Consider the following 26,929-nt stretch of genomic DNA (forward strand, 5'->3'; position numbering starts at 1 on the left):
CTTGCATGGAACCCCTACTCGTCCTGGCGCTGCTGATCGTATTGATCGCCGTCGGCCTGCCGATATTTCTGTCCCTGGGGCTGGCCGGGCTCGCCGGCCTGTACATGGCCCGGGGCTCCATGGCGTTCTTCTTCGCGCCGTCATCGCTGTTTGGCCAGCTCAATGCCTTCGAATTGATCGCCCTGCCGCTGTTCATATTGATGGGCAACCTGCTCGGCGCGACGCCGGTGGGCAACAACCTGTTCCAGGCGGCGGTGAGGTGGCTGCACTGGCTCAGGGGTAGCCTGGCGATCTCCTCGGTGGGCGCCTCGGCGGTGTTCGGCGCGGTGTCCGGGGTGAGCCTGGCCGGCGTCGCCGCGGTCGGTTCGATCGCCGTACCGCAGATGCTCGAGCGCGGCTACAGCCGCTCGCTGGCCGCCGGTGCGGTGGTCAGCGCCGGCGCCCTGGCGATGCTGATCCCGCCCAGTGTGCCCTTCATCATCTATGGCGCCGTGGCCAGCGTATCGGTGGCCGACCTGTTCATCGGCGGTATCGTCCCCGGGGTGGTACTGGCCCTGGCGCTGTCGCTCTACATCTTTATCCGGGTGAGTCTGAAGCCCGAGGAAGCGCCCAGCGTCGAGCAACGCTTCAGCTGGCGCGAGCGCTTCGCCAGCCTTGCCCACATCTGGCACGCCGCCCTGCTGGTGCTGGTGGTGCTTGGCTCTATCTATTCTGGACTGGCCACCCCCAGCGAGGCCGCCGGCATCGGCGCCTTCGGCGCCTTCGTGATCGCCGCGCTGATCTTCCGCTGCCTGACGCTTGCCTCCTTCGGCCGCATCCTGGCCAGCACCGCGCGAGTCAGCGGCGCCATCCTGCTGATCATCGGCTGCGCCAAGATCTTCGGCGACTACCTCAACATGGTGCGGGTGCCGCAGCTACTGACCGAATCGCTGACCGCCTCGGGCCTGCCGGACTGGGCGATCCTGCTGGCGGTCATGCTGCTGCTGATCCTGCTCGGCATGATCGTCGATGCGGTCTCGCTGATCGTGGTCACCACGCCGGTGCTGCTGCCGCTGATCCAGGCCATGGGCTATGACCCCCTGTGGTTCGGCATCGTCATGGTGCTGAACCTGGAGATCGCGGTGATCACCCCGCCGGTAGGGCTCAACCTCTACGCGCTCAGGGGGGTCTGCCCGGAGCTGTCGGTGGAGGAGATCATCAAGAGCGCGCTGCCCTTCGTGGCGGTGCAGTTCCTGGTGCTGATGCTGTTCGTGTTCTTCCCCAGCATCAGCCTGTGGCTACCGAGCCTGATGCACTGAAGGGGCCCCGATTCACTCGCCCCGCTGGCCAGGGGCAACAACGACAATGACAAGACGGAGACATTCCCATGAACCTGACCCGCCGCCAACTGCTCAAGACCACCGCCTTCGCCACCGCAGGGGCCTCGCTGCTGGGCCCCCAGGCGCTGATGCCACGCCATGCCCGCGCCGCCACCACCTTCACCGGCGTGACCTACCTGCCACCGTCCTACAAGGCGCTGACCTACGGCTCCGCCGGCTTCGTCAACTACCTGCGCGACAACGGCGGCGACGTGCTCGAGGTCGATTTCTACGACTCGGGCCAGCTGCTCAAGGCCGACGAACAGCTTCCCGCGCTGCGCTCGCGCAATATCGACTTCATGTTCCACACCACCTCCTACATCACCCGCTCGCTGCCGATCCTCGGCATCACCGGGCTGCCCGGTGTCGTCGGCGAGCTGTACCGCCACCCCGAGCGGCTGCGTCAGGGCAGCCCGCTGTTCGACCTGATCAATGAGGAGCTGGCCAAGGAAAACCTCTACATGCTGACCTCCGGCGGCGGCATCCTCGAGCCCGAGTACATCTGGAGCACCCAGGACAACGCGGTGCGCAGCCTCGAGGACATTCGCGGCAAGAAGGTCAGGGTGGTCAGCTTCGAGGCCACCTCGGCGCTGGAGCCCTACGACATCGGTGCGGTGCGCATTCCTTCGTCAGAGACCTACATGGCGCTGCAGCGCGGTACCGTGGACGCCGGCGTGTTCAATATCTCCACCATCATCGGGCGCAGCCTGCAGGAGCAGGTGGACGTGTGCTACCAGCTGCCGATCACCGGCTTCTCGGTGGCGCCCTTCATGCTGCGTGACCGCTGGGACAGCCTCGACGACGACAGCCGTGCGATCCTCGAAGATGCCGCCCGCTGGTACGACGAGAACTTCATCAGCCACTGCAACGACGATATCTATCCCAACGAGTACTGGCCTCAGGTGCGCGAGGAGAACGTCGAGATCATCGCCCCCAGCGACGAGGATCTGGCCGCCTTCAACGAGGCCACCCACAAGGTATGGGACCACTGGAAAGGCGAGGTCGGTGAGGAACTCGGCGAACGTGCCATCAAGCTCGCGCTGGGACAGGCCTGAGGTCGCCATGAAAGCGCACGCACAGAGGATCCCCCTCAAGGGCTGGGATGGCGTACTCGCCATCCTGCGCCTGGCCTCGATGGCGGTGCTGGTGTTCATGACGGTGTCGATCTGCTACGACACTGTCATGCGCTACGCCTTCTCCGCCCCCACCCACTGGAGCCTGGAGATCAACTCCTTCCTGCTGGTGTATCTGGCGGTGATGGGCGCCGCCGAGGCCCAACGCTTCGACGCCCATATCCGTATCACCTTCTTCAAGGACAAGCTTCCCGCCAAGGCGCGTCGGGTGCTGGAAGTGTTCACTGGTCTTGCCGGGATGACGTTCTGCGCGATCCTCGCCTGGCGCGGTTATCTGATGGCGGCCCAGGCCTTCGAGTACGGCGAACGGGTGTCCAGCGCCCTCGGCACCCCCATGGGCATCCCCTACGCGCTGCTGCCGATCGGCTTTACCGCACTCGGCCTTCAGTTTCTGATCGACACCCTGGCGAGCCTTTCCCGCGGAGCCCCACTGCCGCCGCCGGACGGCTCCGATCACATCGATGCCACCCACCCTTGAACCCGACGGAGACTCCCGCATGACCACCTCGTCACCCGCCCCGATCGAACTGGTCGAGGTCGCCCCGCGCGACGGCTTCCAGTCGATCGCCGATCCGCTGCCGACAGAGCGCAAGATCGAGGTCATCCAGGCGCTGCTCGACGCCGGCATCCGACGCATGGAGATCGGCTCCTTCGTCAGCCCCCGGGCGATTCCGCAGATGGCGGACACCGGCGAGCTGATCCGCGCCTTCGCCCATCGCCGCGATGTGAGATTCTCCGCGCTTGTTCCCAACCTCAAGGGAGCCGAGCTTGCGCTTGAACACGATGTCAGCGAGCTGGTCTACGTGGTCTCGGTGTCCGAGGCGCACAACCGCAATAATGTGCGCCAGTCGGTGGATGAATCGTTGGCGGCCTTCGCCCGTGTGGTCGAGGCGGTGCGCGCCAAGGGCAACACCGCCCTGCGCCTGGACCTTGGCACCAGCTTCGACTGCCCCTTCGACGGCAGAGTCGACTGGCGCCGGGTCGATGAGGTGCTCACTAAGGCGCTCGCCATCACCGGCGAGTTGCCGGTGGAAGTCGCCCTGTGCGACACCACCGGTCGCGCCACACCCTTCCAGGTGGCGGACCACTTCACCGAGCTGACCGAGCGCCACCGATCTCCCGCCCTGTCCTGGGCGTTCCACGGCCACGACACCTTCGGCATGGGCGTGGCCAACGCCCTGTTCGCGGCCCGCCACGGTGCCACCGCACTCGACGCTGCCTGCGCCGGCCTCGGCGGTTGTCCCTTCGCTCCGGGGGCCACCGGCAACACCGCCAGCGAAGACCTGGTCTACGCCCTGCAGGGGGGCGGGATGGCAGGTGACATCGATCTTGGCGCGCTGTTGCACGCGGCCGACTTGATCGCGGCACTGCCCGGCGGCACGACCGAAAGCCACCTGCGCCGGGTACCGCGTGAGGGCCTGGCCGGGGCAGACGCGGGGGCATGAACCAGCAGACGGCGCCCTCTCCAGCTCCCTCTTCACCACCCTCACCGCCTCCTCAGGTCGGTATCGCCCTGCTGGCAACGACCCTGGTGCTGGCCTTCTCGTCGCTGGTGGCGCTGTTTCCCTCGGCGATCGCGCCGACCCTGGCGGACTCGCTGGGGGTTTCCACCGCCACCGTAGGTATCCAGGTCAGCCTGATCTTCGGTGGCGCCATGCTGACCTCGCTGGTCGGCGGGCCGCTGACCCGACGCTATGGCCCCTGTCGAGTCAGCCAGCTGGCGCTGGGGCTGCTTGGCGGCGGCGCGGCGCTGCTGACCCTGCCGTCGCTGGCCACCTTCGCCCTGGCCTCGCTGATCGCCGGGCTCGGCTATGGCCTGACCAACCCCTCCGCGTCGCTTTTGCTGTTTCGGGTTACTCCGCGTCACCGCCAGGGCCTGGTGTTCTCGCTCAAGCAGACCGGGGTGCCCTTCGGTGGCGTGCTGGCGGGCCTTGTCGCCCCCGCCCTGGCGCTGGCCATCGGCTGGCAGGCGGCTCTGGGCTGCCTGTTCCTGGTCGCCGTCATCGGTATTCTGCTATTGCAGTTGCAGCGCCATCACTGGGACCGCGAGCGCGACCCTCGCACTCCTTGGCTGACCACGCCCCTGGCCGGTCTCCAGGTGGTCTGGCAGCGCCCGGCGCTGCGCTATCTGGCCCTCTTGAGTCTCTGCTTTTCAGCCATCCAGCTATCGGTCTCGGCCTTCACCGTGGCGCTGCTGGTCGAGGATCTGGGCGTCGGCCTGGTCGTCGCCGGCGCCACCATGTCCGCGGTCCAGGTCTTCGGCATCTTCGGCCGAGTGCTGTGGGGCCTTGTCGGCGATATCCTCGACGATCGCCTGATCACCCTGATGGGGCTGGCCTGCCTGAGCGCCGGTAGCGGCCTGGCCATCGCCACCATGGACGCCGACTGGCCGCGCTGGGCAATGGTCGCGGTGCTGTGCCTCATGAGCCTGTCGGCGCTTGGCTGGAACGGCGTGTTCATGGCCGAGATCACCCGTCTGGCCCCCGCCGAACGGGTGGCCGACGCCGCCGGCGGTTGCCTGGTGCTGACCTACAGCGGGGTGCTTGTCGGGCTACCCCTGCTGGGTGCGCTACATGGGCTGTTCGGCAGCTATACCGCCCTGTTCGGGCTGTTGGCAGGACTTTCCCTGGTGGGCCTTGGCTTTCTGCTGAAGGCGCGACGGGCCATCGCCGCTCCCGGCTAACCGTCGACGCGGTGTGACCAGCGTTCGGCGGCCAAAGGTCGCTGAAGCGGCTGGTTCAAGCGGCAGGCTCAAGCGGCTGGCTCAAGAGGCTGGCTCAAGTGGCTGACGGGGCCTAGATAAAACGCCAGCGCTTGAGCACCACCAGCTCCACCGCCACCAGCACCACCATGAAGGTGCAGAACAGGGCGAAGGACATGGGATTGTCGACGCCAGGCATGCCGCCGATATTCACGCCCAGCAGGCCGGTCAGAAAGCTGATCGGCAGGAAGATGCCGGAGATGATCGACAGCAGGTAGGTGTTGCGGTTGACCTTTTCGGTGTGCTGGTGGGTCTGGTACTGCTGAACCATGCCTACGTGCTCAAGATAGAAGTCCACCGACTCGTTGATTCGCTGGATGGTGTCGCGGGCATTGGCCAGATCGAATCGATCATCGGCAAGCAGCGGTGGCAGGCTGTCGATCATCGCTTCAATGGCGTAGCGCTGGGGCTTGAGGAAGCGACGCAGCTTGATCAACCGCTTGTTCAGCGACATCAGGACGGCGTTGTCGGCCTCAGGCTCTTCTTCCTGGGCGGCGATGGTGGCGTCGAAGGGCTCGACGAAATCCTCGATGCGCTCGTGGAGCTTTTCGATGATATCCACCACCACTGCTCCCAGATCGTCAGGCCCCTTGCCCTGCTCGAGCTCACGGCGTATGTCGGCGATGGCCCGGGAAGGCAGCTTGCGGGTGGAAATCAGCACCCCATCGTAATAGAGGATGCGGATACTGAGCATGTCGTCGGGCTGCTCGCCCTGGTTGAGGTTGACCCCACGCAGAATCAACAGGAAGTTGCCTTTGCCCAGAGATTCGAAGCGCGGCCGGGTGTCCTCGGCCAGCACGCCGTCGATGGCGGATTCGGGGATTCCTGCCAGCTCGAGGCGCTCGCAGGTGGCTTCGGCATCCCGCTGAAAGTGGTACCAGGCGCCTGCCTGAAGCGGGCCAGGCGCTGGCTCGGGCAACTGGCGGACTTCCTGGCCAAACGACCAGGCGTCGATGAAAAAAGGCGCGGTCATGCAGGCTCCATCAGGTGTTCGTCTGGCGGGCCGCGCCCGCCGCTTACAAGGTCGAGAAATCAAGCTCGGACAGCGGCGCCGGCTGTCCGTACAGAAAGCCCTGGTAACGGTGGCAACCGTGTCGATGAAGCCAGTCCCGCTGCTCCGCTGACTCCACTCCCTCGGCAATCACATCAAGCCCCAGGCTGCGCGCCAGAGCAATGGTGCTTGCCACGATGGCGGAGCTGGTGGCGTTGTCGAGCACGTCGCGAACGAAGGACTGGTCGATCTTCAGCTCGTCCAGCGGCAGACGCTTCAGATAGGCCAGCGACGAGTAGCCGGTGCCGAAGTCGTCCAGCGCGAAGGTCACGCCCAGTGCCTTGAGCCGCGTCATGGTGCGTTCGACCCCGTCGCGATCCGCCACGAACAGCGACTCGGTTACCTCAAGCTTGAGACGCCGGGCCGGCGCCCCGGTGCGCGCGAGGATATCACTGACCCGGGCAACGAAGCCGGGATCCTGAAACTGCCTGGGACTGACGTTGACCGACACGGTCCTGGTGGTGTCATCACCCTGCTGCACCCAATCCACCAGCGTCAGGCAGGCCTGCTCGATGACCCAGAGACCGAGTTCGTGGATCAGAGGGCGCTCCTCGGCCAGCGGAATGAACTCGGACGGCGGAACGAGGCCCCTGTCGGGGTGTCGCCAGCGGATCAGCGCCTCGACCCCGGTGACACAATCAAGCTGATCGACCTGCTTCTGGTAGACCAGATACAGCTCAGAGCGCGCCAGCGCGCCAAGCAGGTCTTCGTATAGCTGAGCACGCTGCTGCATCCGTCGCTGCATCCCCGGGTCGAAGAAGCAGACGTCGCTGGCGGTCTGACTCTTGGCCTGGAACAAGGCCATGTCGGCCTGCTGCAACAACCGTTCGCGAGAGACCTCGTCGCGAAACGGACTGATACCGACGCGCGCATTCGGCGACACCGGACGTCCTTCGATCCAGACCGGCATATCCAGCGTGTTCAGCAGCTTGCGAGCAACGGTATCGGCCACGCGCACCGCGGTCTCGAGTTCCACGCCCACGCCTTCGAGGACCACCACGAACTCATCGGCGCTGAGGCGTGCCAGAGTATCCTCCTCGCGCAATACCGACTCGAAGCGACGGGCGGCTTCTCTGAGCAGCTCGTCACCGCCGTGGTGGCCGAGGGTATCGTTGACCTGCTTGAAGTTATCGAAATCAATGAGCAACAGCGCTCCGTAACAGCCATGCCGCTGACAACGTTCCAGTTTTTCGCCGAGTCGATCGAGCAGCAGGCGTCGATTGGCCAGGCCCGTCAGCGGGTCGAAGAAGGCAAGCTGATGAATTTCTTCCTCCGCTGCCTTGCGCTCGGTGATGTCGCTGAGCGTCGCCACGTAGTTGCGCAGCTGCCCCCGCTCGTCACGCACCGCGCTGATGGTCAGCCATTGAGGATAGATGTCTCCGCTCTTGCGACGATTCCAGATCTCGCCCTGCCAGGCACCGGTATCGCCGATCCGCTGCCATAGCTGTCGATAGAAGTGTTCGTCATGTCGCCCCGAGCGCAGGATGTCTGGGCGACTCCCCTGGACCTCGTCTTCGCGATAGCCGGTGATGTCGGTAAAGGTCCGATTGACCTTGAGAATGCGGCCATCGACATCGGTGATCATCATGCCCAGGTGGGTCTCGAAGGCTACCGCGGCGATGCTCATATTGGCCTGATGCAACCGCTCCAGGGTGACATCACGCACTACCAGCAGGACACCGTCATGCTCCCCGTCACCGCTGAGCAGCGGACTGATCAATGCACTGAAGTCACGTGGGCCGCCACCTACGCTCAGAGAATAGTCCAGCCGACGTACTTCACCGCTGGCCGCCACCTCGGCCAGCGCCCCGTCCAGACGTCTGGCGATGTCAGGCGGCAGAAAGGCGCGGTAGTGGCTGCCGACCAGGACCTCCGGTGGTGCCAGCAGCAAGGCTTCGTCTCCGGCATGGACGAAGGAGAAGTGGCCACCGCGATCCAGCACCAGCACGAGGTCCTGCATGGAACCGATCAACGCCTTCAAGCGAGCTTCACGGCGGTGGGCGGCCTGTTCGGCGCGTTGCCGTTCGACCACCTCCCCCTGCAACACCAGCTGGGCACGCCCCTGCGCCAGCACGTGACGCAGCAACCATAATCCGAGCAGGGCCAGCAACGCCCCCAGCACTACCAGTGGCCACAGGCGCTGGCTCCAGCCGGACAGCAACGCCTCGTGACTGTAGCCCAGCACCAGCCACAGAGGCAGTTCGGCCACTCGCCTCGCCACGAACAACCGCTCCTGACCGTCCATTGGAGATACCTGGCGGAAGTGAAGCGTATCCGGCGAGTCCGCTGTCAGCGATCGACTTCCCGCCTGCGACACCAATTCTCCCGGCGCCAGCCCAGCCGCAGGCACGCGGACCACCAGTCGTGCCTCGCTGTCGACCAGGGCGATGCTTTCTCCCTGCATCAGGCCGAACCCCTTGATCGCTTCCGCCAAGGGCCCGGGGTCGATCGATGCCATGGCAACATGCATCTGAGTGGTCTCTGCCGTGCTCCGTTGCACCAGGGTCATGCGATATTCGCCGGCAGACGGCGAATAGTGCAGAGACGAGACCAGGGTCTCTCCCCTCCTCAATCCGGCCAACTGTCGAAGAAACGCATCCTGGGGCAACCAACCCTCGAAAAAGCGAGCTTCTGCGCTTGTCGGGTCCGAGAGGATCGCCAGGTCTTCTACCAGGGGAAGGGACCTGGTTCGCTCCCTGAGCAAGGGTGCCATCGGCGGCCCATTGCCGGCAGGATTGATCATTTCATCGAGAGCCAGTAGCCCGGCAAGCGCGTGAGTCGCGACATCAAAAGGCTCGGCCACCAGCGCCTCGACCACCTCCGCTCGCGCGTCGAGACGTTGCTCCACACGCTCCACCTCGGCCAGATACTGGCCCCTGAGGGTCCACACGATGCCGGCGACCAGCAGCATCAAGGCGGTCACATAGAGCGCAATGGCACGACGACGCCCCGAGTCGGACGCATTCGTCACAAAGGGGGATGGATCAACTGACACGGACACGTCGTCGTTTCGCCTCTAGAGCATTCATGTGGAAGGTGCGCATCCAGATTCCGTCGACTGTCTTGGGCATGGACGAGTGATCATAGCCAACCCTGCACTACTTGCGCAGTACTTGCGCACCACTCGCGCATTAAACCGCCTAGTTTCTTGATCACACCAAGCTGACCATGGTCCGTCATTCCCCCAGAAAACCTCCGACCTGGCGGCGCCACAGGGAAGCATAGAGGCCATCCCGGGCCAGCAAAGATTCGTGCTCACCCATCTCGACGATGCGCCCCTTGTCGATGATTACCAGTCGATCGAGCATGGCGATGGTCGACAGACGATGGGCAATGGCGATGACGGTCTTGCCCTCCATCAGGGTATAGAGATGCTGCTGAATTGCCGCTTCCACCTCGGAGTCCAGCGCCGAGGTGGCCTCGTCGAGCACCAGGATCGGCGCATCCTTGAGCAACACCCGAGCGATGGCGATCCGCTGGCGCTGCCCCCCGGACAGGGTCACACCGCGCTCTCCCACCTGGGCATCCAGGCCCCGACGCCCATGAGGATCGACCAGATCCTCGATAAACTCGTGAACATGCGCCTGACGCACCGCCTGCCACAACCTTTCTTCGCTGCAGTCTCGACAACCGTAGGTCAGATTCTCGCGCAGCGATCGATGCAGCAGGGAAGTATCCTGGGTCACCATACCGATCTGTCGACGCAGCGATGCCTGGGTGACCTCGGCGATATTCTGACCATCGATCGTTATCTGCCCGGCCTGCAGATCATGAAAGCGCATCAGCAGCGACGCCAGGGTCGACTTGCCGGCGCCGGAGCGGCCGATGATGCCCACCTTTTCGCCCGGGGAAATGTGCAGATCGAAACCGTCGAACACCCTGGGGCCCGCCTGGCTTCCCCGGGCGTAGCCAAAGACCACGTCCTCGAAACGAATCTCGCCGTGCTGGACCCGCAGCGCAGGGGCCGCTGGTCGATCCTGCACTTCGGGGATACGCGACAGGGTGTTGATACCGTCCTGAACGGTGCCGACATTCTCGAACAGGCCAGCGACTTCCCACAGGATCCAGTCGGACATGGAGCGCACCCGCATGACCAGACCGATCGCCACCGCCGTTTCACCAAGGGACACCCAGCGGTGATACCAGGCCAGTACGACCAGTCCCGCCATACCCACCAGCAGCAGGGTATTGAGGGTCGCCAACGACACCGATAGCCAGGTGGCCAGGCGCATCTGCCGATGTACCGTTCCCATGAAGCCATCCATGGCTTCCCGGGCGTAAGCCTGCTCTGCCCCGGCATCGGCAAACAGCTTGATCGTCTGGATATTGCTGTAGCTGTCCACGACCCGCCCGGTCATCACCGCCCGCGCGTCCGCCTGGGCCATGGACACCCGGCGTAGCCGGGGGATAAAAACCCTCATCAATGCCAGGTAGCCCGCAAGCCATAGCACCAGAGGAGCCATCAACCAGGGCTCGGCGGCCCCCAGCACCACCAGCGCGCCGGTGAAATACACCAGCACATAGACCAGCATGTCGAGCACCTTGGTGACGGTCTCGCGCATGGCCAGCGCGGTCTGCATCACCTTCTGCGAGACGCGCCCCGCAAACTCGTCATGAAAGAACGACAGGCTCTGCTCGAGCATCAGCCGATGGGAGAGCCAGCGCCCGAGCATGGGGTAGTTGCCGAAGATTCCCTGGTGGGTGATCAACGACAGCAAAAACACCAGAAGTGGCAGTCCTGCCAGCACCGCCGCTCCCAGGCCGATCAAGCTGGTCAGGTGGGTGTCGACAAAGCCCTCACGGTCGGCTTCGGCCAGCCAGTCCACCAGTTCGCCCATGGCGGTGAAGAACACCACCTCGGCGATGGAGACCAGCGCCGTGACCACCGCCATGGCCGCCAACAGCCCGGTGAAGGGACGCGAGTAGTGCAGCACGAAGGGCCACAACCGGTCCGCGGGTACCGACTCGGGCTGGTCGGGATAGGGATCCACCAGCCTCTCGAAAAAACGCAGCATGTTCCGCTCTCGTATCGCATGACGCCAGCCGCTCATCATACCCTTGTGCCGTTCATGCGGCGTGTGCTGTCAAGGTCGGTGCACCAGTGCCATGTCGTGGTCGGTCAGGCGCATCGCGCCTCGATCGGTGACCCTCACCGTATTGCTTAGACCGATGCCGAAACCTCCCGGCAAGCGCAGACACAGCGGCAAGTGGAAGACCATGTTGCGGGCAAGCGGCTTGGTCTGCCCGGCGGCGAGAAAACCCGTGCCTTCCACCCAGCTCGGCGGAAACTGGGCACCGACCGCGTAGCCGTAAACCCCCGAATGGAAGAAGCGTTCGCGGTGTGGCGCCAGGATAGCATCGGCGAGCCGGGCGACGTCTTCGAAAGGTGTGCCCGGCGTCATGGCCTCGCACATGCGGGCCTCCATCTCGACACACAGGTCGGCGGCGAGGCGCATCTCGTCGCTGATCGGCCCGACCACCACCGTGCGCATGGTCGGCGCGGTGTAGCGCTGCCAGACGGCACCAAACTCGAGGAACACCGCATCGCCCGAAGCGATGCCCCGGCGCTTGTGGTTGACGTGGATGATGCCACTGCGCGACCCGCTGGTGACGATCGGGGCCAGGCTGAAAAATTCGCTGCCGGCCTCGAGCATCACCTGGGCACCGACGGCGGCCACCTGGTTGTCGGTGACACCGGGCTCGACCACCTCGATGGCACGCGCAAGCCCAAGCGATGTCATCTTGGCGCTGCGCGTCAGGCAATCGAGTTCGGCGTCGCTCTTGACCAGTCTCAGGCTCGCCATCAGGCCACCGGCACTATCATGGAAGCGATCGCCACCGAGTCGCCCCTGCAGATGACGCATCAGGCCAAACCGTAGACCGCTACTGCTGCCATCGATGCCGATGTCGTGACTGTCCGCCAAGGCGTCAGCCAACGGATCGATCACCTCATCGAGGGCTTCCCAGCGATAGCCGACCACTTCATCGACCCTCGCCGTCACCACGGCGGGCCCGGTCTCGATGGACGCCACCTGCAGCAGCGTGCGCGAAGGGGTGACCACCAGGGCCGCGTGCACGGAGACTTCGAAGGTGTGATAGCCACATAGATAGAAGATGTCCGCCGCCTGGCACAGCAGCAGGGCGTCCAGCCCCTGTCGCTGCATGGCACTGCGAGCGCGCGCCAGCCGGCGATCGAACTCCTCGGCGGCAAACGGCAGTTCGCTTCCGGCGTGCTCTACCGCCAGGGCCTGGCGGTACTGATGGTGATCCATGGGCCGTCTCCTTGATCGATTCACCACAGTGTAGACAGTCAAGCCGGTTCGTCTTCCAGGCGATCCCGGGCAAGCCGAGGGGAAATAAGACTTCTCGCCGAGGGGCGGACTCTCGTAGAATTCCAGACTCGTGTAGACACGCCACAGGAATACGCAATGGGCAGGGCCTTCCAGAACCGCAAGGAATCCATGGCCAAGACGGCCGCCGCCAAGACCAAGGTCTACAGCAAGTACGGACGCGAGATCTACGTCTGCGCCAAGTCCGGAGGCGTCGATCCGAACGCCAATCTGTCGCTGCGCAGCCTTCTCGACCGCGCCAAGAAGGACCAGGTACCGGGTCATGTCATCGATCGGGCGCTGGAGAAGGCGTCGGGCGTCGGCGGAGAGGACTACTCGCTGGCACGCTATGAGGGCTTCGGTCCCGGCAACGCCATGGTGATCGTCGAATGTCTGACCGACAATCCCAACCGGACCTTCGGCGACGTTCGTGCCTGCTTCACCAAGACCAAGAGCAAGATCGGCACACCGGGCAGCGTCAGCCACATGTTCGACCATCTGGCGATCCTCGCCTACACCGGCGAGGATGAAGAAGCCGCGCTGGAAGCCTTGATGGAAGCCGACGTGGATGTCACCGACATCGAGAACGAGAACGGCCTGATCACCGTGTTTGCTCCGCCGACCGACTACGCCAAGGCGCGTCAGGCGCTGCGCGAATCCCTCGGCGCCGAGGAGTTCGAGATCGACGAGATCCAGTTCCTGCCCCAGGCCACCACGCCGGTGGAGGGGGATGACTTGGCCATGTTCGAAAAGCTGCTCGACATGCTCAACGACCTCGATGACGTCCAGAACGTTTACCACAGCGCTGAATTACCCTAGCGCATCGACGCCTTTCGACTGACGAAACTGCTACAGTTAAGTAGCATCGCAGTGCCCGGCAGGGGCTCGTACCCAGGCATGAGCCCTGCCCTGACACTGCTTCCGGGCATGGGATTCGATAGAACTGCGAGGACTCTACCGTTCGTTGGAACGCTTCGACGACTACTTCCACCGAGAGCGAGTTTCCGTGCATGGCCCCATTTTCAACCCTGACCCAGGCTGCCGCACAACGCCCGGACAACATTCGACACCGCAATCTTCGCAAGCACCTGCTCACCCGCTGGGCCAGTCTGATGGGTGCGGCGGTGCACTTCCTCTTCATTCCACTGTTCTGGGTGCTCGATCACTCGCTGCTGGCGCTGGTCAACGTGATCAGCGTGGCCATGTGGCTTGGCGCCTATCTCGCCAATCAACATGGCGAGCAGGACCGCGCGGTCTACCTGATCACCACCGAGGCTTACTGCCACGCCATCATCGCCACCGTGATCCTGGGTACCTCCGCCGGCTTTCACTTCTACCTGCTGACACTGTCCTGCTGGGCGGCCGTCACCCACTCGGTCAAGTGGGTCGCGCTGGTGCTCGGTCTGATGGGGATGCTGATCTTCCTGTTCCTGGAGTTCCCGCTGTCCCAGATGTTTCCGCTGGAAAGCGGCCCCGGCTTCCCGCTGATGCTGGCGACCCTGAACCTCTCCTGTGCGCTGTTCACCATGGTCGGCTTCGCCATGCTGGCCCGCCACGTCTACGAGACCCAGGAAGAAACGCTGACCAGCATGGCGACCCGTGATGCCCTCACCGGCCTGCACAACCGTCGTTTTGCCGGCGAATACCTGCGCCAGTTATCAGGCGACAGACAGGATGGCACCAACACGCCCTACAGCCTCGCGCTGATCGATATCGATCATTTCAAGCTGATCAACGACAAGCATGGGCACAAGGTCGGCGACCAGTGCCTGATCCAGATTTCCGATTTGCTGGTGCGCCACTTTCGCCGCTCGGATGTACTCTGTCGCTGGGGCGGCGAAGAATTCCTGCTGATCTTCCCCGGCGCCGACTTGAACGAGATCCTTCCGGTGCTCGAAGGTTTCCAGGAGCGCCTTCACAGCCTTCCCATCATGCACAACGGCGACGTCATTTCCTTGACCGTCAGCGTCGGCGTGACCAGCCATACGCCCGGCATGCACTATGATCTGCTGATCAATCGCGCCGATCACCTGCTTTACCGAGCCAAGGCCGAAGGTCGGGACAGAATCATCAGCGATCAGACCGGGGAGCAGGTCCCACCGCCGCTCTAGCCGGCAAGCGCCAAGCGACCACTCGGACAGCGCTCGGTCATCGCTCCCACGCCAATCTAATGCCGCCCGTCAAAGCCTGCCTTGAGGCAGGACTCAGGTCAGGTGCACCACCTCGAATCGCGCCAGCACCTTGTCGTTTTCATCGAGCAGTTCAAGCTCATCGGCCAGTAGACGAAACACTCTGGTGGCCCCCAGTGCCTCGACCAGCGCGCGCTCCTGGGCCATGACAGGCCCCTGGCAGGCCTTCCTGGTAGTGGCCAGCGGGGCCAGCGACAGCGCATCCCCCTCCCGCTGGTAACTTCCCATCAAGCGGTTGCACCCTCCGGATCCGGCCAGACGACCCTCCTGGGTGTGCAGCACGATATGCGCAGAACCGTCGACAGCGACTTCTCCGTCGACTTGCACCAGCTTCCAGTAGCGCTCTTCCAGTGGTTCGCGCAGCGGTTCGGGCAGACGCGCCAGGCGGGCAGCCTCGCCATCCGGCGTACGCGACGCCTGCGACACAAGATCGCCACCCTGCACGACTTGCCACCGCTGCGCCGCTTCCGGGGCGGGCTCGCCCAGCGACAGTTCGCCATCCGTCAACTGCCACTGACCACGGTGGCGGCGGCGAGGTTGCTCGCCGGTTCCCAGGTGGGTCTCCTTGAGCAGATATCGCCCCCCGTCATCGAGCGCCAGATCGAGACGTACCGCCTTGCAGTCATCACAGGACAGTTCACCACGAAAGCTCGCAGGAAGTGGCGCCAGGCTGGACGCCTCTGCCTGGAACGACTCGCTCGACCCGGTGCCACTCGAGGACGCCCCGGTACAACCGGCCATCAGCAGCAACAGCCAGGCCGTGCCCCACAGACGCGACTGGCGTAGAGTTCCTGGAGTCGGTTTCATGGTGCCCCCTTGGTGTTGAAGAAACGATGCTGGCACACGGCTGTGGCAACATATAACGCATCTTGGACCGCCATCCTGCCAAGGGTTCCCCGCCTGCGCATGTCGAAGATCAGGGAACCGGCCAGACGCCAGACTTCAGAAGGTACCTTCATGAGGTTGTCGAGGCGACGCCACCGGAGGCATTCAGCACCACCCGATCGCGGCCGGCATACTTGCCTCGATACAGCGCCTGGTCGGCCCGCCGCAACAGTGCTGAGGCGCTCTCGCCCTCCAGTCGTTTGGCCACCCCCAGAGTACAGGTCAACAACACCTGCTCTCCGGTGAGCAACGTCAAGGGCGTCGTCGCCAGACCCTTGCGAATGCGTTCGGCGATATCCAGCGCCTGATGCTCGTCGCGCTCCTTGAGCAGAATCACGAACTCTTCTCCCCCGTAACGACACACCGGATCGATGTCGCGCACGACCTCCTCGATCACCTTGCCCAGATGCTGCAGCGCGCGATCACCTTCGGCATGCCCCCAGCCATCGTTGAATCGCTTGAAGTTATCGATATCCAGCATGATCAACGACAGTGGTCGCCCGCTTACCTCGGCCTGGGCCACCGCAGCGGGCAAGGCTTCATCGAGATAGCGGCGATTGTGCACACCAGTAAGACCATCGAGATAGCTCATGCCGTGCAACCGCGCCTTCTCCTCCAGCAGCGTCTCTCGCTCGCGCTGCAACAGACTGATGCGATCGGCCAGGGCCAGCGACAAGAGGATGGCCTCCAGCGCGGAACCGATCTGGAAACCGTGCAGCGTCCAGAAGTTGTGGGGGGACAACCCATAGGTCACCAGCAGCAACAGGACCACCCCGACCACCAGCACCGACCATGCCATCAACAGCCACTGAGCGGGGCGAAAGCCACGCCACAAGCCACGCACCGACGACAGCAGAAAAGCCGTTAGCGTCAGCACCCCCAGCAGCGAATAGAACACCACGGTCAAGAAGCTCGGCAGCAGCCAGGCGATGGCGGCGGCCAGCGCCAGGAGCCAGCACAGCCACCGCATCAACGAGTCCACTCTCGGGTCCTGGCGCGCCGTCATCAGAAAACGCCGGCAGAACTGCAACCCACAGATGCTGATCACCGACAGGGCCGTCAGCAGCAAGGCCTCGTTCAGGCGTGCCCCCATCTGCGGAAAATAAAGCAGCAGCAAGCCGTTCTGACACAAGAAGTAAGCGCCCGCTCCACTCAAGAACCCCAGATACCAGAGGTAGTTGGTATCGCGAAGACTGAACAGCAGAAGGCTGTTGTAGATCACCAGGCCCGCAATCAAGCCGAAATAGAGCCCCTGCCCCAGCAACAAGTCACGCCAGTAACGGTGTAGATCGACGTCATCCAGTACCTGCACATTGAAGCGTATCGCCTGATCGGTCTCGACGCGCAACAGCAGTTCATTCGTTGCCACAGGCAAGCGGAACTGAGGCAAGGCAGCAGCGAGCCCCGGATCATCGGCAAAATGCGTCTCCCTCGCGACGGGGCGACACCCCGAGTCGTCACAGACCAGCAGCTCGACTCCCTGAACCAGCGGATTGGACAGCACCAGGCGCTGCCCGGGCAGAGCACCCACCACCCTCAGTCGCAGCCATACCGGATGCGCCTTGAGTCCCAGGCTGACCTGCTCATCGAGAGACTCTGCGGTAACCGTAGAAAGCGCTCCTTTCTCCGGTGGTTGCCGCCCCTGGTGGTCGAGTACCCACAGCGACACATTGGGCTGTGGGCGAGAGGCCTCCCCCGCCAGCTCCCACGCCAGCAGCACCACCATCGCGGTCAACAAAAGCCAAATCCGCCCCATGCCTCTGCCCGACTCACCTCCCCCGCCCCACTGCATCGCAGCACTCCTTGTCGCCCAGACTCAGTGTAGCCGCTTCCTTCCGGCATACCTTTCCTGCAGCACTGTGCCGCCAGCGAAGTTTCAACCCAGAGGAAGGATAGTGCCTAAATCCCCCAGCAAGGACTCACTTACACGAGACGACCCAACAGGGTTGAGGTAGCGCCCCCGAGGGAGGGAGTGGCAAGGACGTCATATGCGAGTATGCTGGGACCTGAACGTGATGAAAGAACAGGAGATCGCTCACTTCACCAGCAAGGAGGTTCACATGAAGGTCTACAAACCTCAGTGGCAATGTACCCTCAACGTGACCGAGGGCGCAGAGCAGACCGCAAGCTGGAAGAATCGCCTGGCCTGGCAGCTCAGGCAGATGGCAGACCGTCTCGAAGGAGGCCGCCGCACCCTGATTCTGGATGTGGATGTCCAGCCCTCCATCGCCAAGGACGATGTGGATCGTTGCCTGGGCAAGGGCTTTGCCCTTTCCCAGACCCTGATGACCGAGCTGGCCCAGCAGGCCGCCTGCGAGGACATCATGCGTGACGCCAAGGCTGAACTGTACGAGAGCGATTGAACGACAGAGTCCCCGACCGGCGCGGCTTGATGGCCCGCCAGGCCCGGGCCAATAGTCTGCACCTGAACGCACAACACCCGCCAGATGGCGGGTGTTGTGGTTTGTGGAAGCTGGATAGCCAACTCCTGCGGTAGCTCATCCTTGCGAAGATTCTAGGCCTTCAGGCGCGACACGCCTCGTCAGGCACATTGCCAAAGTCCCATAATGGGACTAGCATGCAGTGCATGAGAATCATCGCTCTGTCGACGCTGAAGGACTTCTGGGAAGACAACCCGGAACATCAGGATGCCAAGGAGCCAACGTTGGCCTGGTACCGCCACGCGCTGCATGCCGATTGGAGTTCACCCGCCGCAGTAAAGCAGGATTTCAGAAACGCCAGCATTCTCAAAGATGGTCGGGCGGTGTTCAATATCGCTGGAAACAAGTATCGACTCGTCGTCTGGATCAACTACGCCTACAGGGTTGTCTACATCCGTTTCATCGGTACCCATGCGCAGTATGACAAGATCAATGTACAGACGGTCTGAACTTCGGAGGGACATCATGGATATCAAGCCGATCAGAACAGAGGCCGACTACCATGCGGCGCTGACAGAAATTGAAAGCCTGATGATGGCCGAACCGCACACGCCAGAAGGCGAACGACTGGACGTCATGACTACCCTTATCGAGGCCTACGAATCCAGACATTTCCCGATGGATCTTCCTGACCCCGTAGAGGCAATCAAATTTGAAATGGAGCGCAGGAGCCTGAGCATCAAGGATCTTGAGCCCATGATTGGTAAACGTAACCGCGTCTACGAGATCCTCAATCACAAGCGCTCCTTGACGCTGAAGATGATATGGAAGCTTCACCAGGGGCTGGGTATTCCAGCCGAAGCACTCATCAAACCACCCAAGGAACACGCATAGAAACGTCGCCGCCGATCATCCTCACCCACATGACGTATCCGTGCTGGGCACAGAGCCTGTGAAAGTCGTAACGATACACAGACCGTATATGCGACGGGCCCTGTTACGGGCCATGTTATGGGCTATGTGACGGGCTATGTGACAGGCTATAAGAAGGACTAGGCGGTCAGAAGCTCCATATCCCCACCGGTATGCACGGGGTGGCGCTGGGTCTCCTTGGCAATATTCACCGTCAAAGCCACCTTCGCCACTTCCAGGACACCGGCATCTATCGTGTAGCCTCCCCTGCCCTTGAGCCACTGAAGCACCTCGGCGAGATGCCAGATCGAGGCGCTACCTTCGTGAACCGGAACGGGAAACGTCGCTCGGTGGGAAAGCATCAACTTGCGCATTGCCTGTCGGGAAACACCCACAACATCCGCCATATCGGTCAAACCCACCAGGTCCGGCGAAGCCTCGACAAGACGTGCCGACGACACGGCGCTCTTGACGTCGGACAAGGCAGAGCGCATCGCCACTTCGGCACTGTCTGCTTCCCGGGAAAATTCCAGCGCCAGGCGCCCCGGCTGTCCCACGCCCACCAGAGCATCATCACAACCCGCAGCGCCAAGGCGCTCCACCAGGGCATCCGGGGCGCAGTCGTGGTCAGCCAGTTGGTATTTCAGTGTAAAAATATACTCCACGGCTCAATCCTCCGATTCCGACTCACCCCGGCGCCCCCACTTCAACTCGCCAGCCCTCCCCTTCCGCGTGCCTGATCGCGGCTTCAATCTCCTTTTTCGAGTGCGATGGACGAGTCATTCCTTGCCTCCAGTATGGGAACGGCCACTCATGGTTGTCAACTGACAACCCTCACCCGCCCCTTGTGCCAGAAAAACTCCTTCGCGATGGCTTCACCCCAGTCACCAAGGGTGTACGACGGCTTCCATCAAGCCGGTGCCAATACCGACATGGTGAGGGGGGATGGGGACCAGCAGTAGCCTTGCTTCCCACAGGGGATCAATAACCATCAAACTCACCTGATTCAGCGTACTCATCGACACCCATGCCACAACGGAGCGAGGCACCACCACGCTGGAGCAAGTCAGATGGCTCGCCTGGCCCGGGCCAATCATCTGCACCTGAACGCACAACACCCGCCGAATGGCGGGTGTTGTGGTTTTCGAACATTGCACCGACGCCGTCAGGTCGTCGGAGAAGGGATCATTCCCACTCGATCGTCGCCGGCGGCTTGGACGAGACGTCGTAGGTGACGCGGGAGACCCCGGACAGTTCGTTGATGATGCGGTTGGAGACCTTCTCCAGCAGTTCGTAGGGCAGGTGCGCCCAGCGGGCGGTCATGAAGTCGATGGTCTCGACGGCACGCAGGGCGATGACCCATTCGTAGCGGCGGCCATCACCGACCACGCCGACGGACTTGACCGGCAGGAACACCGCGAAGGCCTGGCTGGTCTTGTGGTACCAGCCGGAGTTGTGCAGCTCTTCGATGAAGATGGCGTCGGCCTCGCGCAGGATGTCGGCGTACTCCTTCTTGACCTCGCCGAGGATACGCACGCCCAGGCCCGGCCCCGGGAAGGGGTGACGGTAGACCATGTCGTAGGGCAGGCCGAGTTCCAGGCCGAGCTTGCGCACCTCGTCCTTGAACAGCTCACGCAGCGGCTCGACCAGCTTGAGCTTCATCGTCTCCGGCAGGCCACCGACGTTGTGGTGGGACTTGATCACGTGGGCCTTGCCGGTCTTGGCGGCGGCCGACTCGATCACGTCCGGGTAGATGGTGCCCTGGGCCAGGAAGTCCACACCCTCGATCTTGGCCGCTTCGCTGTCGAAGACGTCGATGAAGGTGTTGCCGATGATCTTGCGCTTGGCTTCGGGGTCGGCCTCTCCTTCGAGCTTGCCGAGGAACAGCTCTTCGGCGTCGACGCGGATCACCCGCACGCCCATGTGCTGGGCGAAGGTCTCCATCACCTGGTCGCCTTCGTTCTTGCGCAGCAGGCCGTTGTCGACGAACACGCAGGTCAGCTGATCGCCGATGGCCTTGTGCAACAGGGCCGCGACCACCGATGAGTCGACCCCGCCTGACAGCCCCAGCAGCACGTGGCGGTCACCGACCTGGTCACGCACCCGGGCGATCTGGTCCTCGATGATCTTGGCCGGCGTCCAGTTGCGCTCGGCGCCACAGATCTCCAGCACGAAGTGCTCGAGGATGCGCTGACCCTGCAGGGTGTGGGTGACCTCGGGGTGGAACTGTACGCCGTAGAAGCGCTTTTCCTCCCAGGCCATGGCGGCGATCGGGCAGCTCGGGGTGGAGGCGGTGACGGTGAAGGTTTCCGGCACCTGGGCGACCTTGTCACCGTGGCTCATCCACACGTCCAAAAGGCCGCGCCCGCTGTCCGGATCGACGTGATCCTTGATGTCCTTGAACAGCGCCGTCTCGGCGTCCAGGCGGATCTGGGCGTAGCCGAACTCGCGCTTGTTGGAGCCCTCGACCTTGCCACCCAGCTGCTCGGCCATGGTCTGCATGCCGTAGCAGATACCGAACACCGGCAGCCCCATCTCGAACACGCAGGCCGGCGCTCGCGGCGAGTCCAGCTCGGTCACCGACTCCGGGCCACCGGCCAGGATGATGCCGTTGGGGCGATACTCGCGGATCTCCTCCTCGGTGATGTCGAAAGCGCGAATCTCGGAGTAGACGCCGATCTCGCGAACCCGGCGAGCGATCAGCTGGGTGTACTGGGAGCCGAAGTCGAGGATCAGGATCTTGTGGGCGTGGATATCGGTCATGGGGACTTACCTTGCAGGCAGTGGGGCCGGTGGGCCGAGCAATCGAAAAGCGAAAAGCTGGAAGCGGCGGACCGCTTCCAGCTCAGGGTGACGAGGGGCGAGTCGCCCCGCGCGCCCTCTGGTGCAACGCGTCTGGTGCGATACGCCTGGCGCGTCACGTCAGCGCCTACCCTGCTCGATAGTTGGGCGCTTCCTTGGTGATCTGGACGTCGTGAACGTGGGATTCGTTGAAGCCGGCGCCGGTGATCTTGACGAACTCGGGCTTGGTGCGCATCTCGTCGATGCTGGCACAGCCGGTGTAGCCCATGGAGGCACGCAGGCCACCCATCAGCTGGTGCACGATGGCACCCATCACGCCCTTGTAGGGCACCCGGCCTTCGATGCCTTCCGGCACCAGCTTCTCGACGCCGTCGTCCTTGTCCTGGAAGTAGCGGTCGCTGGAACCCTGGGTCTGGGACATGGCGCCCATGGAACCCATGCCACGGTAGGCCTTGTAGGTACGCCCCTGGAACAGCTCGACCTCGCCCGGCGCCTCCTCGGTGCCGGCCAGCAGGCCACCGACCATGATGCAGCTGGCACCGGCGGCTACCGCCTTGGCGATGTCGCCGGAGAAGCGCACGCCACCGTCGGCGATCAGCGGGATGTCGAACTCCTTGAGCGCCTCGGCCACGTTGGACACCGCGGTGATCTGCGGCACGCCGACACCGGCGACGATGCGGGTGGTGCAGATGGAGCCGGGACCGATGCCCACCTTGACCGCGTCGGCACCGGCCTCGGCCAGCGCCCGGGCGGCGTCGGCGGTGGCGATGTTGCCGCCGATGACCTGGATCTGCGGGAAGTGCTCCTTGACCCAGCGCACCCGCTCGATCACGCCACGGGAATGACCGTGGGCGGTATCGACGACGAGGGCGTCGACACCGGCTTCGGCCAGCGCCTTGACCCGATCAGGGGTTTCCGGACCGGTACCCACGGCGGCGCCGACCAGCAGGCGGCCGTCGGCATCCTTGGCGGCGCTGGGGAAGGTACGCGCCTTCTCGATGTCCTGGAAGGTCACCAGGCCACGCAGGCGGAAGTCGCCGTCCACCACCAGCATCTTCTCGACCCGGTGCTCCTGCATCTTGCCCTTGATGACGTCCAGCGGGGTGCCTTCCGGCACGGTCACCAGGCGATCGCTCGGGGTCATGATGTCGGCGACGCTGTCGCCATGGTTGGGCTGGAAGCGCATGTCACGCTCGGTCACCAGGCCGACCAGGGTCTCGCCCTCGACCACCGGGAAGCCGGAGAAGCCGTGTTCCTTGGCCATCGCCAGCAGGTCCTGCAGCTTGGCCTTGGGTCCGACGGTGACAGGATCCTTGACGATGACGCTCTCGTGCTTCTTGACCTTGCGCACTTCCAGCGCCTGCTGAGCGATGCCCATGCTCTTGTGGATGATGCCGATGCCACCTTCCTGGGCCATGGCGATGGCCAGGCGGGCTTCGGTGACGGTATCCATGGCGGCGGAGGCGAGGGGAATATTGAGGAAGAGGTCGCGAGTCAGGCGGGTCCGGAGACTGACGTCCTTGGGGAGAACGTCGGAATAGCCGGGAACGAGCAATACGTCGTCAAACGTAAGTGCTTCTTGGGCCATACGTAGCATAATCGGCAACACCCACTGAGGCTTTAGAGGGAGGGAAGAAGTTAATCGCCCATTATAACGTTCCGCCCCGGCCTCCGGCAATGTGCCAGCTTGACACATCGATGCTCCTCGGTTGCCATCCGCCGTCTACTCCGGCGCCAGCGCCCCGCTACCCCGTTCGACCGCATCGTTGGCCGCCGGCTCGCCCTGAAAACGCGCTCGCCAGTGGTCGGCGAAGGCCTCCCGGCGGGCAGGATCGACGAAGGCCAGCAAGGTGGCGTTGGGTAGTATCGGGTAGAGCCGCTCCCCCACCTGGGTGCGCAGCCTGGCGGCGGTGTAGGGGCCGGTCACCCCCGGCAGCACGCTGAACAGTGGCGTCTGTCCCGCCAGCACCCGCTGGCCACGCTGACTCAGCAAAAACCTGACGAAGGTCTCGGCGGCCTCGACGTGGGGGGCATCGCGATGCACGAAGGCCATGCGCATCAGCACCAGCGAATAGTCCCTGGGCACCTGCACGATCACCTCGGGATGTTCCTGGGCGTAGACCATGGCGTAGGACCCCAGCAGGTTGTAGCCGAGCCAGTAGCGTCCCTGGCTGAGCCCTTCGAGCATGGCCCGGGTGGTCGTCTCCAGGCGGGTATCGACACGCCCCATGGCGCCGACCAGCTCCCAGAAGCGCGAGGAGTAGCGTGCATCCTGCTGGGCCAGGGTGTAGCCCACCCCGCTGGAAAGCGGCGAGTAGGTGGTCACCTTGCCCGTCAGCCAGCGGGCCTGGGTCGCCAGCAGTGCGTGCAGGTCGCCATGGGTCTGAGGCGGCAGCATATGCCGCGACAGATCCAGCCGATAGGCCATCACCACCGGCTCGAAGGTGAAGGCGAAGACCTCGTCGCGCCAGCGCGCCCACTCGGGCCAGCGCTCGATCTCCGGCCCGTTCAGGCGCCGCGCCAGTCCTTCATTGACCCGGGCCATCTGCCACGGCATCGCCGAGCTGATCACCACGTCCGGCGCTCTGCTCGCCCCTTCGCCCGTCGCCTGGCCTCCCTGAAGATGTCCCACCACGCTGTCGTCCACCTCCCGGGTGGTGCGATCCTCAAAGCGCAGGGGAATCTGGGGATAGGCCTGGCGAAAGGCGTCCAGCAGCGGCGCCACCACGTCAAGATCCAGCGCCGCCGAGATCACCAGCGGATCTTCATCTGTGGGGGTGCGGCTGTCGCCGCTGTGACAGCCACCCAGCAGCAGAAGCATGAGCAGTAAAAGCGGCAGGCACGGCGATACCACCAGGGGCTGCCGCCGTGTGACCTGCGTCGCACAGCGGGCCGGGAGACGTCCACAGGATCGAAGGCGTTGTCCGGGCTGCAGGGACATCAAGTACTCTCTCCTTGATTCACGTCGGCCGCAAAGGCACCGGTGACATCCTGTTCGTCCTTCGCCAGCGGCAGCCACAGCACCACCTCGAGTCCCTGCGGCGAGCGGTTGGCGAATTGCACGCGGGCGCCCATGCGCCGGGCGGTGGTATCGACGATGGCAAGACCAAGCCCGGAGCCCTCGGTGTCCTGGCGCCCACCCCGCTGAAACGGCTGCCCCAGCGTCGCCAGCGCCGCGTCGGCGACACCAGGGCCGTCGTCGACGATCGACAACCGCGCCCAGTCGCCCTCGCGCGACAGATGCAGGGTGATCTCGCAACCTGTCGGCGTGTAGCGCAGGGCGTTGTCGATCAGGTTGCCCAGGGCTTCGCGCAGTGCCCAGTCCTCGACACAGACCTTCAGCGGCTCGGCTGGCAGGCTGCCAAGCCCGAGGTCATGCTCCGCCGCCCGCTCCCGCGCCGCCCAGTCCAGGGCGACGTCGCGTACCAGCTCACCCAGGTCGAGCGCAGGCAGCGCCGTCTCCCGGTCGAGGTGGCGCAGTCGCGCCAGCGACAGCAATTGGCCGGCCAGTCGGCTGGTGTCATCGGCCCGGGCGTGAACGCGCGTGAGCGCCTGGCGCCATTCATCCGGATCACTGCTGCGAAGGCCCAGCTCGCTGACGGTCTTGAGTCCCGCCAGCGGCGTCTTGAGCTGGTGGCTGGCGTCGGCGGTGAAGCGCAGAAGATCCTCGCGGCCCTGGCGCTGACGGGCGAACAGGTGGTTCAAGGCCTGGGCGAGCTCATGAAGCTCCCTGGGCACCCTGGCCGCCAGCGGACTGAAGTCATCGGCGCCGCGTCCACGAATCTGGCGGCGCAGGCGGCGCAGGGGAGACAGCGCCGCGCGCATGGTCAAGCCCATCAGCACCCCGGTCAGCAGCACCATGGCAATAAAGCGCGACAGCGAACGCTCGAACAGTGAGCGGGCCAGGGCTCGGCGCCCCTCGAGGGTATGCCCGACCCACACCTGCACCGGCAGCTGGGTGACCCAACCCGCCGAGGCCACCCGCTGGGCATGCAGACGCAGCTCTCCCAGCGTCGTGGTCAAGTCCCGCGACATACCGCCTTCATCCAGCGCCTGCTGCCAGGCGACGGGGATGTCCACCGGCCAGTTACGCGACAGCGTCCTGCCTTCATCGTCCAGCACCGCGTAGAACACCCGCGCCTGGCTGTCGGTGGCGAGGATCTGCAGCGCCGCCGCCGGCACCACCACCTGGGGGATGCCGTCCTGCCAGCGCACCGCCTCGGCGATGGTCAGCGCCGCCGCCTGCAACTGGGCGTCGAAGGCCCGCGCCGCCGCCCGCTGACTGCTGACCCAGGCCTCCACCATCAGCGCCAGCCCCAGCACTCCGACGGTGACCACCAGCCAGCCACCGAGCCGACGCTTGAGTGATCCCTCGACCTCGATCACCCGTCGTCCTCTTCCAGACGGTAGCCGAGACCGCGAAAGGTGCGGATGCGCAGACCTGCGCCCTTGAGCCGCTTGCGCAGCCGGCTGACGTAGACCTCCAGGGCATTGGAGCCCACCTCGCCGAAGCCGAAAAGTCGCCCTTCCAGGGTCTCGCGAGGCGCGATGGCTCCAGCGTGCAGCAACAGGCTTTCGACCAGCAGCAGCTCGCGATGGGGCAGCGCCATGGGCTCGCCGAACAGACTGGCGGCGCCACTGGCCGGATCGAAGGACAAGGGACCCAGGCCAAGACGGTTGTCGGCGCGCTGCTGGCTGCGCCTGAGCAGCGCGCGTACCCGCGCCTCAAGTTCGGCCAGCTCAAAGGGCTTGGCCAGGTAGTCATCGGCCCCCAGGTCGAGTCCCCTGACCCGGTCATCCAGGGCGTCCCGGGCGGTCAGGATGATCACCGGGGTGCGATCGCCCGCGTCACGCAACTCGGCCAGCAGTGACAGGCCGTCACCGTCGGGCAGCCCGATGTCCAGAAGCATCAGGTCGACCCCACCCTGGCGCAGCGCCGCCCTGGCATCACTGCAGCAGGCAAACACCTCTACGGTATTGCCAAGGGGGGTCAGGGCCTCGACCAGCGAGCGGCTGATGAGGGCATCATCTTCGACGACGAGAAGGCGCATGCGACTAATGTCTTATCCAGGCAGGGAGGGCATGACAGGTTGATGAAAGCTAGTCGGCCTAGCATCTCTCACGCTAA

22 protein-coding genes are annotated in these 26,929 nt (G+C 64.1%); 10 read left to right on the forward strand and 12 right to left on the reverse strand.

What is annotated here, in order from left to right:
* Positions 1–5 precede the first annotated feature (5 nt).
* The 5 genes from NH448_RS10830 to NH448_RS10850 all read left to right on the forward strand — a co-directional run bounded on the left by NH448_RS10830 (position 6) and on the right by NH448_RS10850 (position 5,174).
* Positions 6–1,298 carry a TRAP transporter large permease gene (locus tag NH448_RS10830; RefSeq protein WP_108132357.1) on the forward strand — a complete coding sequence of 431 codons (1,293 nt, stop codon included), beginning with the start codon at positions 6–8 and terminating at the stop codon, positions 1,296–1,298.
* Positions 1,299–1,366: 68 nt separating this feature from the next.
* Entirely contained in the window at positions 1,367–2,413 is a 1,047-nt protein-coding gene (dctP, locus tag NH448_RS10835; RefSeq protein WP_108449959.1) for a TRAP transporter substrate-binding protein DctP, read from the forward strand.
* Positions 2,414–2,420: 7 nt separating this feature from the next.
* Complete coding sequence (locus tag NH448_RS10840; protein ID WP_108449958.1) at positions 2,421–2,969, forward strand: TRAP transporter small permease; 549 nt, start codon at positions 2,421–2,423, stop codon at positions 2,967–2,969.
* 19 nt (positions 2,970–2,988) lie between these two features.
* A complete protein-coding gene (locus NH448_RS10845) occupies positions 2,989–3,936 on the forward strand; it encodes a hydroxymethylglutaryl-CoA lyase (protein WP_108449957.1) in 948 nt (315 codons plus the stop codon).
* On the forward strand, positions 3,933–5,174 hold the full coding sequence (locus NH448_RS10850; protein WP_108449956.1) for an MFS transporter: 1,242 nt from the start codon (positions 3,933–3,935) through the stop codon (positions 5,172–5,174). The genes NH448_RS10845 and NH448_RS10850 overlap by 4 nt, the downstream gene beginning before the upstream one ends.
* A gap of 112 nt (positions 5,175–5,286) precedes the next feature.
* Here the strand turns inward: NH448_RS10850 and NH448_RS10855 are convergent, their stop codons facing one another.
* From NH448_RS10855 to NH448_RS10870, 4 genes are all read right to left on the reverse strand, one after another.
* Positions 5,287–6,225, reverse strand: coding sequence for a CorA family divalent cation transporter (locus tag NH448_RS10855; protein ID WP_108449955.1), 939 nt, complete (start codon positions 6,223–6,225; stop codon positions 5,287–5,289).
* Positions 6,226–6,268: 43 nt separating this feature from the next.
* Positions 6,269–9,298, reverse strand: a complete 3,030-nt coding sequence (locus NH448_RS10860) for an EAL domain-containing protein (RefSeq protein ID WP_162816536.1) — start codon at positions 9,296–9,298, stop codon at positions 6,269–6,271.
* Positions 9,299–9,479: 181 nt separating this feature from the next.
* Positions 9,480–11,318, reverse strand: coding sequence for an ABC transporter ATP-binding protein (locus NH448_RS10865; protein ID WP_108449953.1), 1,839 nt, complete (start codon positions 11,316–11,318; stop codon positions 9,480–9,482).
* Positions 11,319–11,387: 69 nt separating this feature from the next.
* Positions 11,388–12,575: a Xaa-Pro peptidase family protein gene (locus NH448_RS10870; protein WP_108449952.1), complete on the reverse strand. Its 1,188-nt coding sequence runs from the start codon at positions 12,573–12,575 to the stop codon at positions 11,388–11,390.
* 156 nt (positions 12,576–12,731) lie between these two features.
* Here NH448_RS10870 and NH448_RS10875 point away from each other — a divergent pair, with 156 nt between their 5' ends.
* On the forward strand, positions 12,732–13,451 hold the full coding sequence (locus tag NH448_RS10875; RefSeq protein ID WP_108132350.1) for a YebC/PmpR family DNA-binding transcriptional regulator: 720 nt from the start codon (positions 12,732–12,734) through the stop codon (positions 13,449–13,451).
* A 191-nt stretch (positions 13,452–13,642) separates the two neighbouring features.
* Entirely contained in the window at positions 13,643–14,743 is a 1,101-nt protein-coding gene (locus NH448_RS10880) for a GGDEF domain-containing protein (RefSeq protein WP_253028769.1), read from the forward strand.
* 93 nt (positions 14,744–14,836) lie between these two features.
* On the opposite strand, the gene NH448_RS10885 is transcribed toward NH448_RS10880, so the two are convergent.
* Positions 14,837–15,628 carry an META domain-containing protein gene (locus tag NH448_RS10885; RefSeq protein ID WP_253028770.1) on the reverse strand — a complete coding sequence of 264 codons (792 nt, stop codon included), beginning with the start codon at positions 15,626–15,628 and terminating at the stop codon, positions 14,837–14,839.
* A 148-nt stretch (positions 15,629–15,776) separates the two neighbouring features.
* Positions 15,777–17,444: a GGDEF domain-containing protein gene (locus NH448_RS10890; protein ID WP_253028771.1), complete on the reverse strand. Its 1,668-nt coding sequence runs from the start codon at positions 17,442–17,444 to the stop codon at positions 15,777–15,779.
* A 322-nt stretch (positions 17,445–17,766) separates the two neighbouring features.
* On the opposite strand from NH448_RS10890, the gene NH448_RS10895 reads away from it, so the two are divergent.
* The 3 genes from NH448_RS10895 to NH448_RS10905 all read left to right on the forward strand — a co-directional run bounded on the left by NH448_RS10895 (position 17,767) and on the right by NH448_RS10905 (position 18,981).
* Positions 17,767–18,069, forward strand: coding sequence for a hypothetical protein (locus NH448_RS10895; RefSeq protein ID WP_045991267.1), 303 nt, complete (start codon positions 17,767–17,769; stop codon positions 18,067–18,069).
* Between the two features lie 224 nt (positions 18,070–18,293).
* Positions 18,294–18,596 carry a type II toxin-antitoxin system HigB family toxin gene (locus tag NH448_RS10900; RefSeq protein ID WP_108449980.1) on the forward strand — a complete coding sequence of 101 codons (303 nt, stop codon included), beginning with the start codon at positions 18,294–18,296 and terminating at the stop codon, positions 18,594–18,596.
* A 16-nt stretch (positions 18,597–18,612) separates the two neighbouring features.
* Positions 18,613–18,981, forward strand: coding sequence for a transcriptional regulator (locus tag NH448_RS10905; RefSeq protein WP_108449948.1), 369 nt, complete (start codon positions 18,613–18,615; stop codon positions 18,979–18,981).
* A 158-nt stretch (positions 18,982–19,139) separates the two neighbouring features.
* On the opposite strand, the gene NH448_RS10910 is transcribed toward NH448_RS10905, so the two are convergent.
* The 6 genes from NH448_RS10910 to NH448_RS10935 all read right to left on the reverse strand — a co-directional run bounded on the left by NH448_RS10910 (position 19,140) and on the right by NH448_RS10935 (position 26,852).
* Entirely contained in the window at positions 19,140–19,664 is a 525-nt protein-coding gene (locus NH448_RS10910; RefSeq protein ID WP_253028773.1) for a DNA-binding protein, read from the reverse strand.
* 520 nt (positions 19,665–20,184) lie between these two features.
* Positions 20,185–21,762: a glutamine-hydrolyzing GMP synthase gene (gene guaA, locus NH448_RS10915; protein ID WP_045991086.1), complete on the reverse strand. Its 1,578-nt coding sequence runs from the start codon at positions 21,760–21,762 to the stop codon at positions 20,185–20,187.
* 166 nt (positions 21,763–21,928) lie between these two features.
* Positions 21,929–23,398: an IMP dehydrogenase gene (gene guaB, locus NH448_RS10920; RefSeq protein WP_045991087.1), complete on the reverse strand. Its 1,470-nt coding sequence runs from the start codon at positions 23,396–23,398 to the stop codon at positions 21,929–21,931.
* A 126-nt stretch (positions 23,399–23,524) separates the two neighbouring features.
* Complete coding sequence (locus NH448_RS10925) at positions 23,525–24,622, reverse strand: ABC transporter substrate-binding protein (RefSeq protein ID WP_108449979.1); 1,098 nt, start codon at positions 24,620–24,622, stop codon at positions 23,525–23,527.
* A 119-nt stretch (positions 24,623–24,741) separates the two neighbouring features.
* Positions 24,742–26,187, reverse strand: a complete 1,446-nt coding sequence (locus NH448_RS10930; RefSeq protein WP_253028774.1) for a sensor histidine kinase — start codon at positions 26,185–26,187, stop codon at positions 24,742–24,744.
* Positions 26,184–26,852, reverse strand: a complete 669-nt coding sequence (locus NH448_RS10935) for a response regulator (protein ID WP_045991089.1) — start codon at positions 26,850–26,852, stop codon at positions 26,184–26,186. The genes NH448_RS10930 and NH448_RS10935 overlap by 4 nt, the downstream gene beginning before the upstream one ends.
* Positions 26,853–26,929: the final 77 nt, after the last annotated feature.

Source organism: Halomonas sp. OfavH-34-E, assembly GCF_024124525.1.
Taxonomy (GTDB): domain Bacteria; phylum Pseudomonadota; class Gammaproteobacteria; order Pseudomonadales; family Halomonadaceae; genus Halomonas; species Halomonas litopenaei.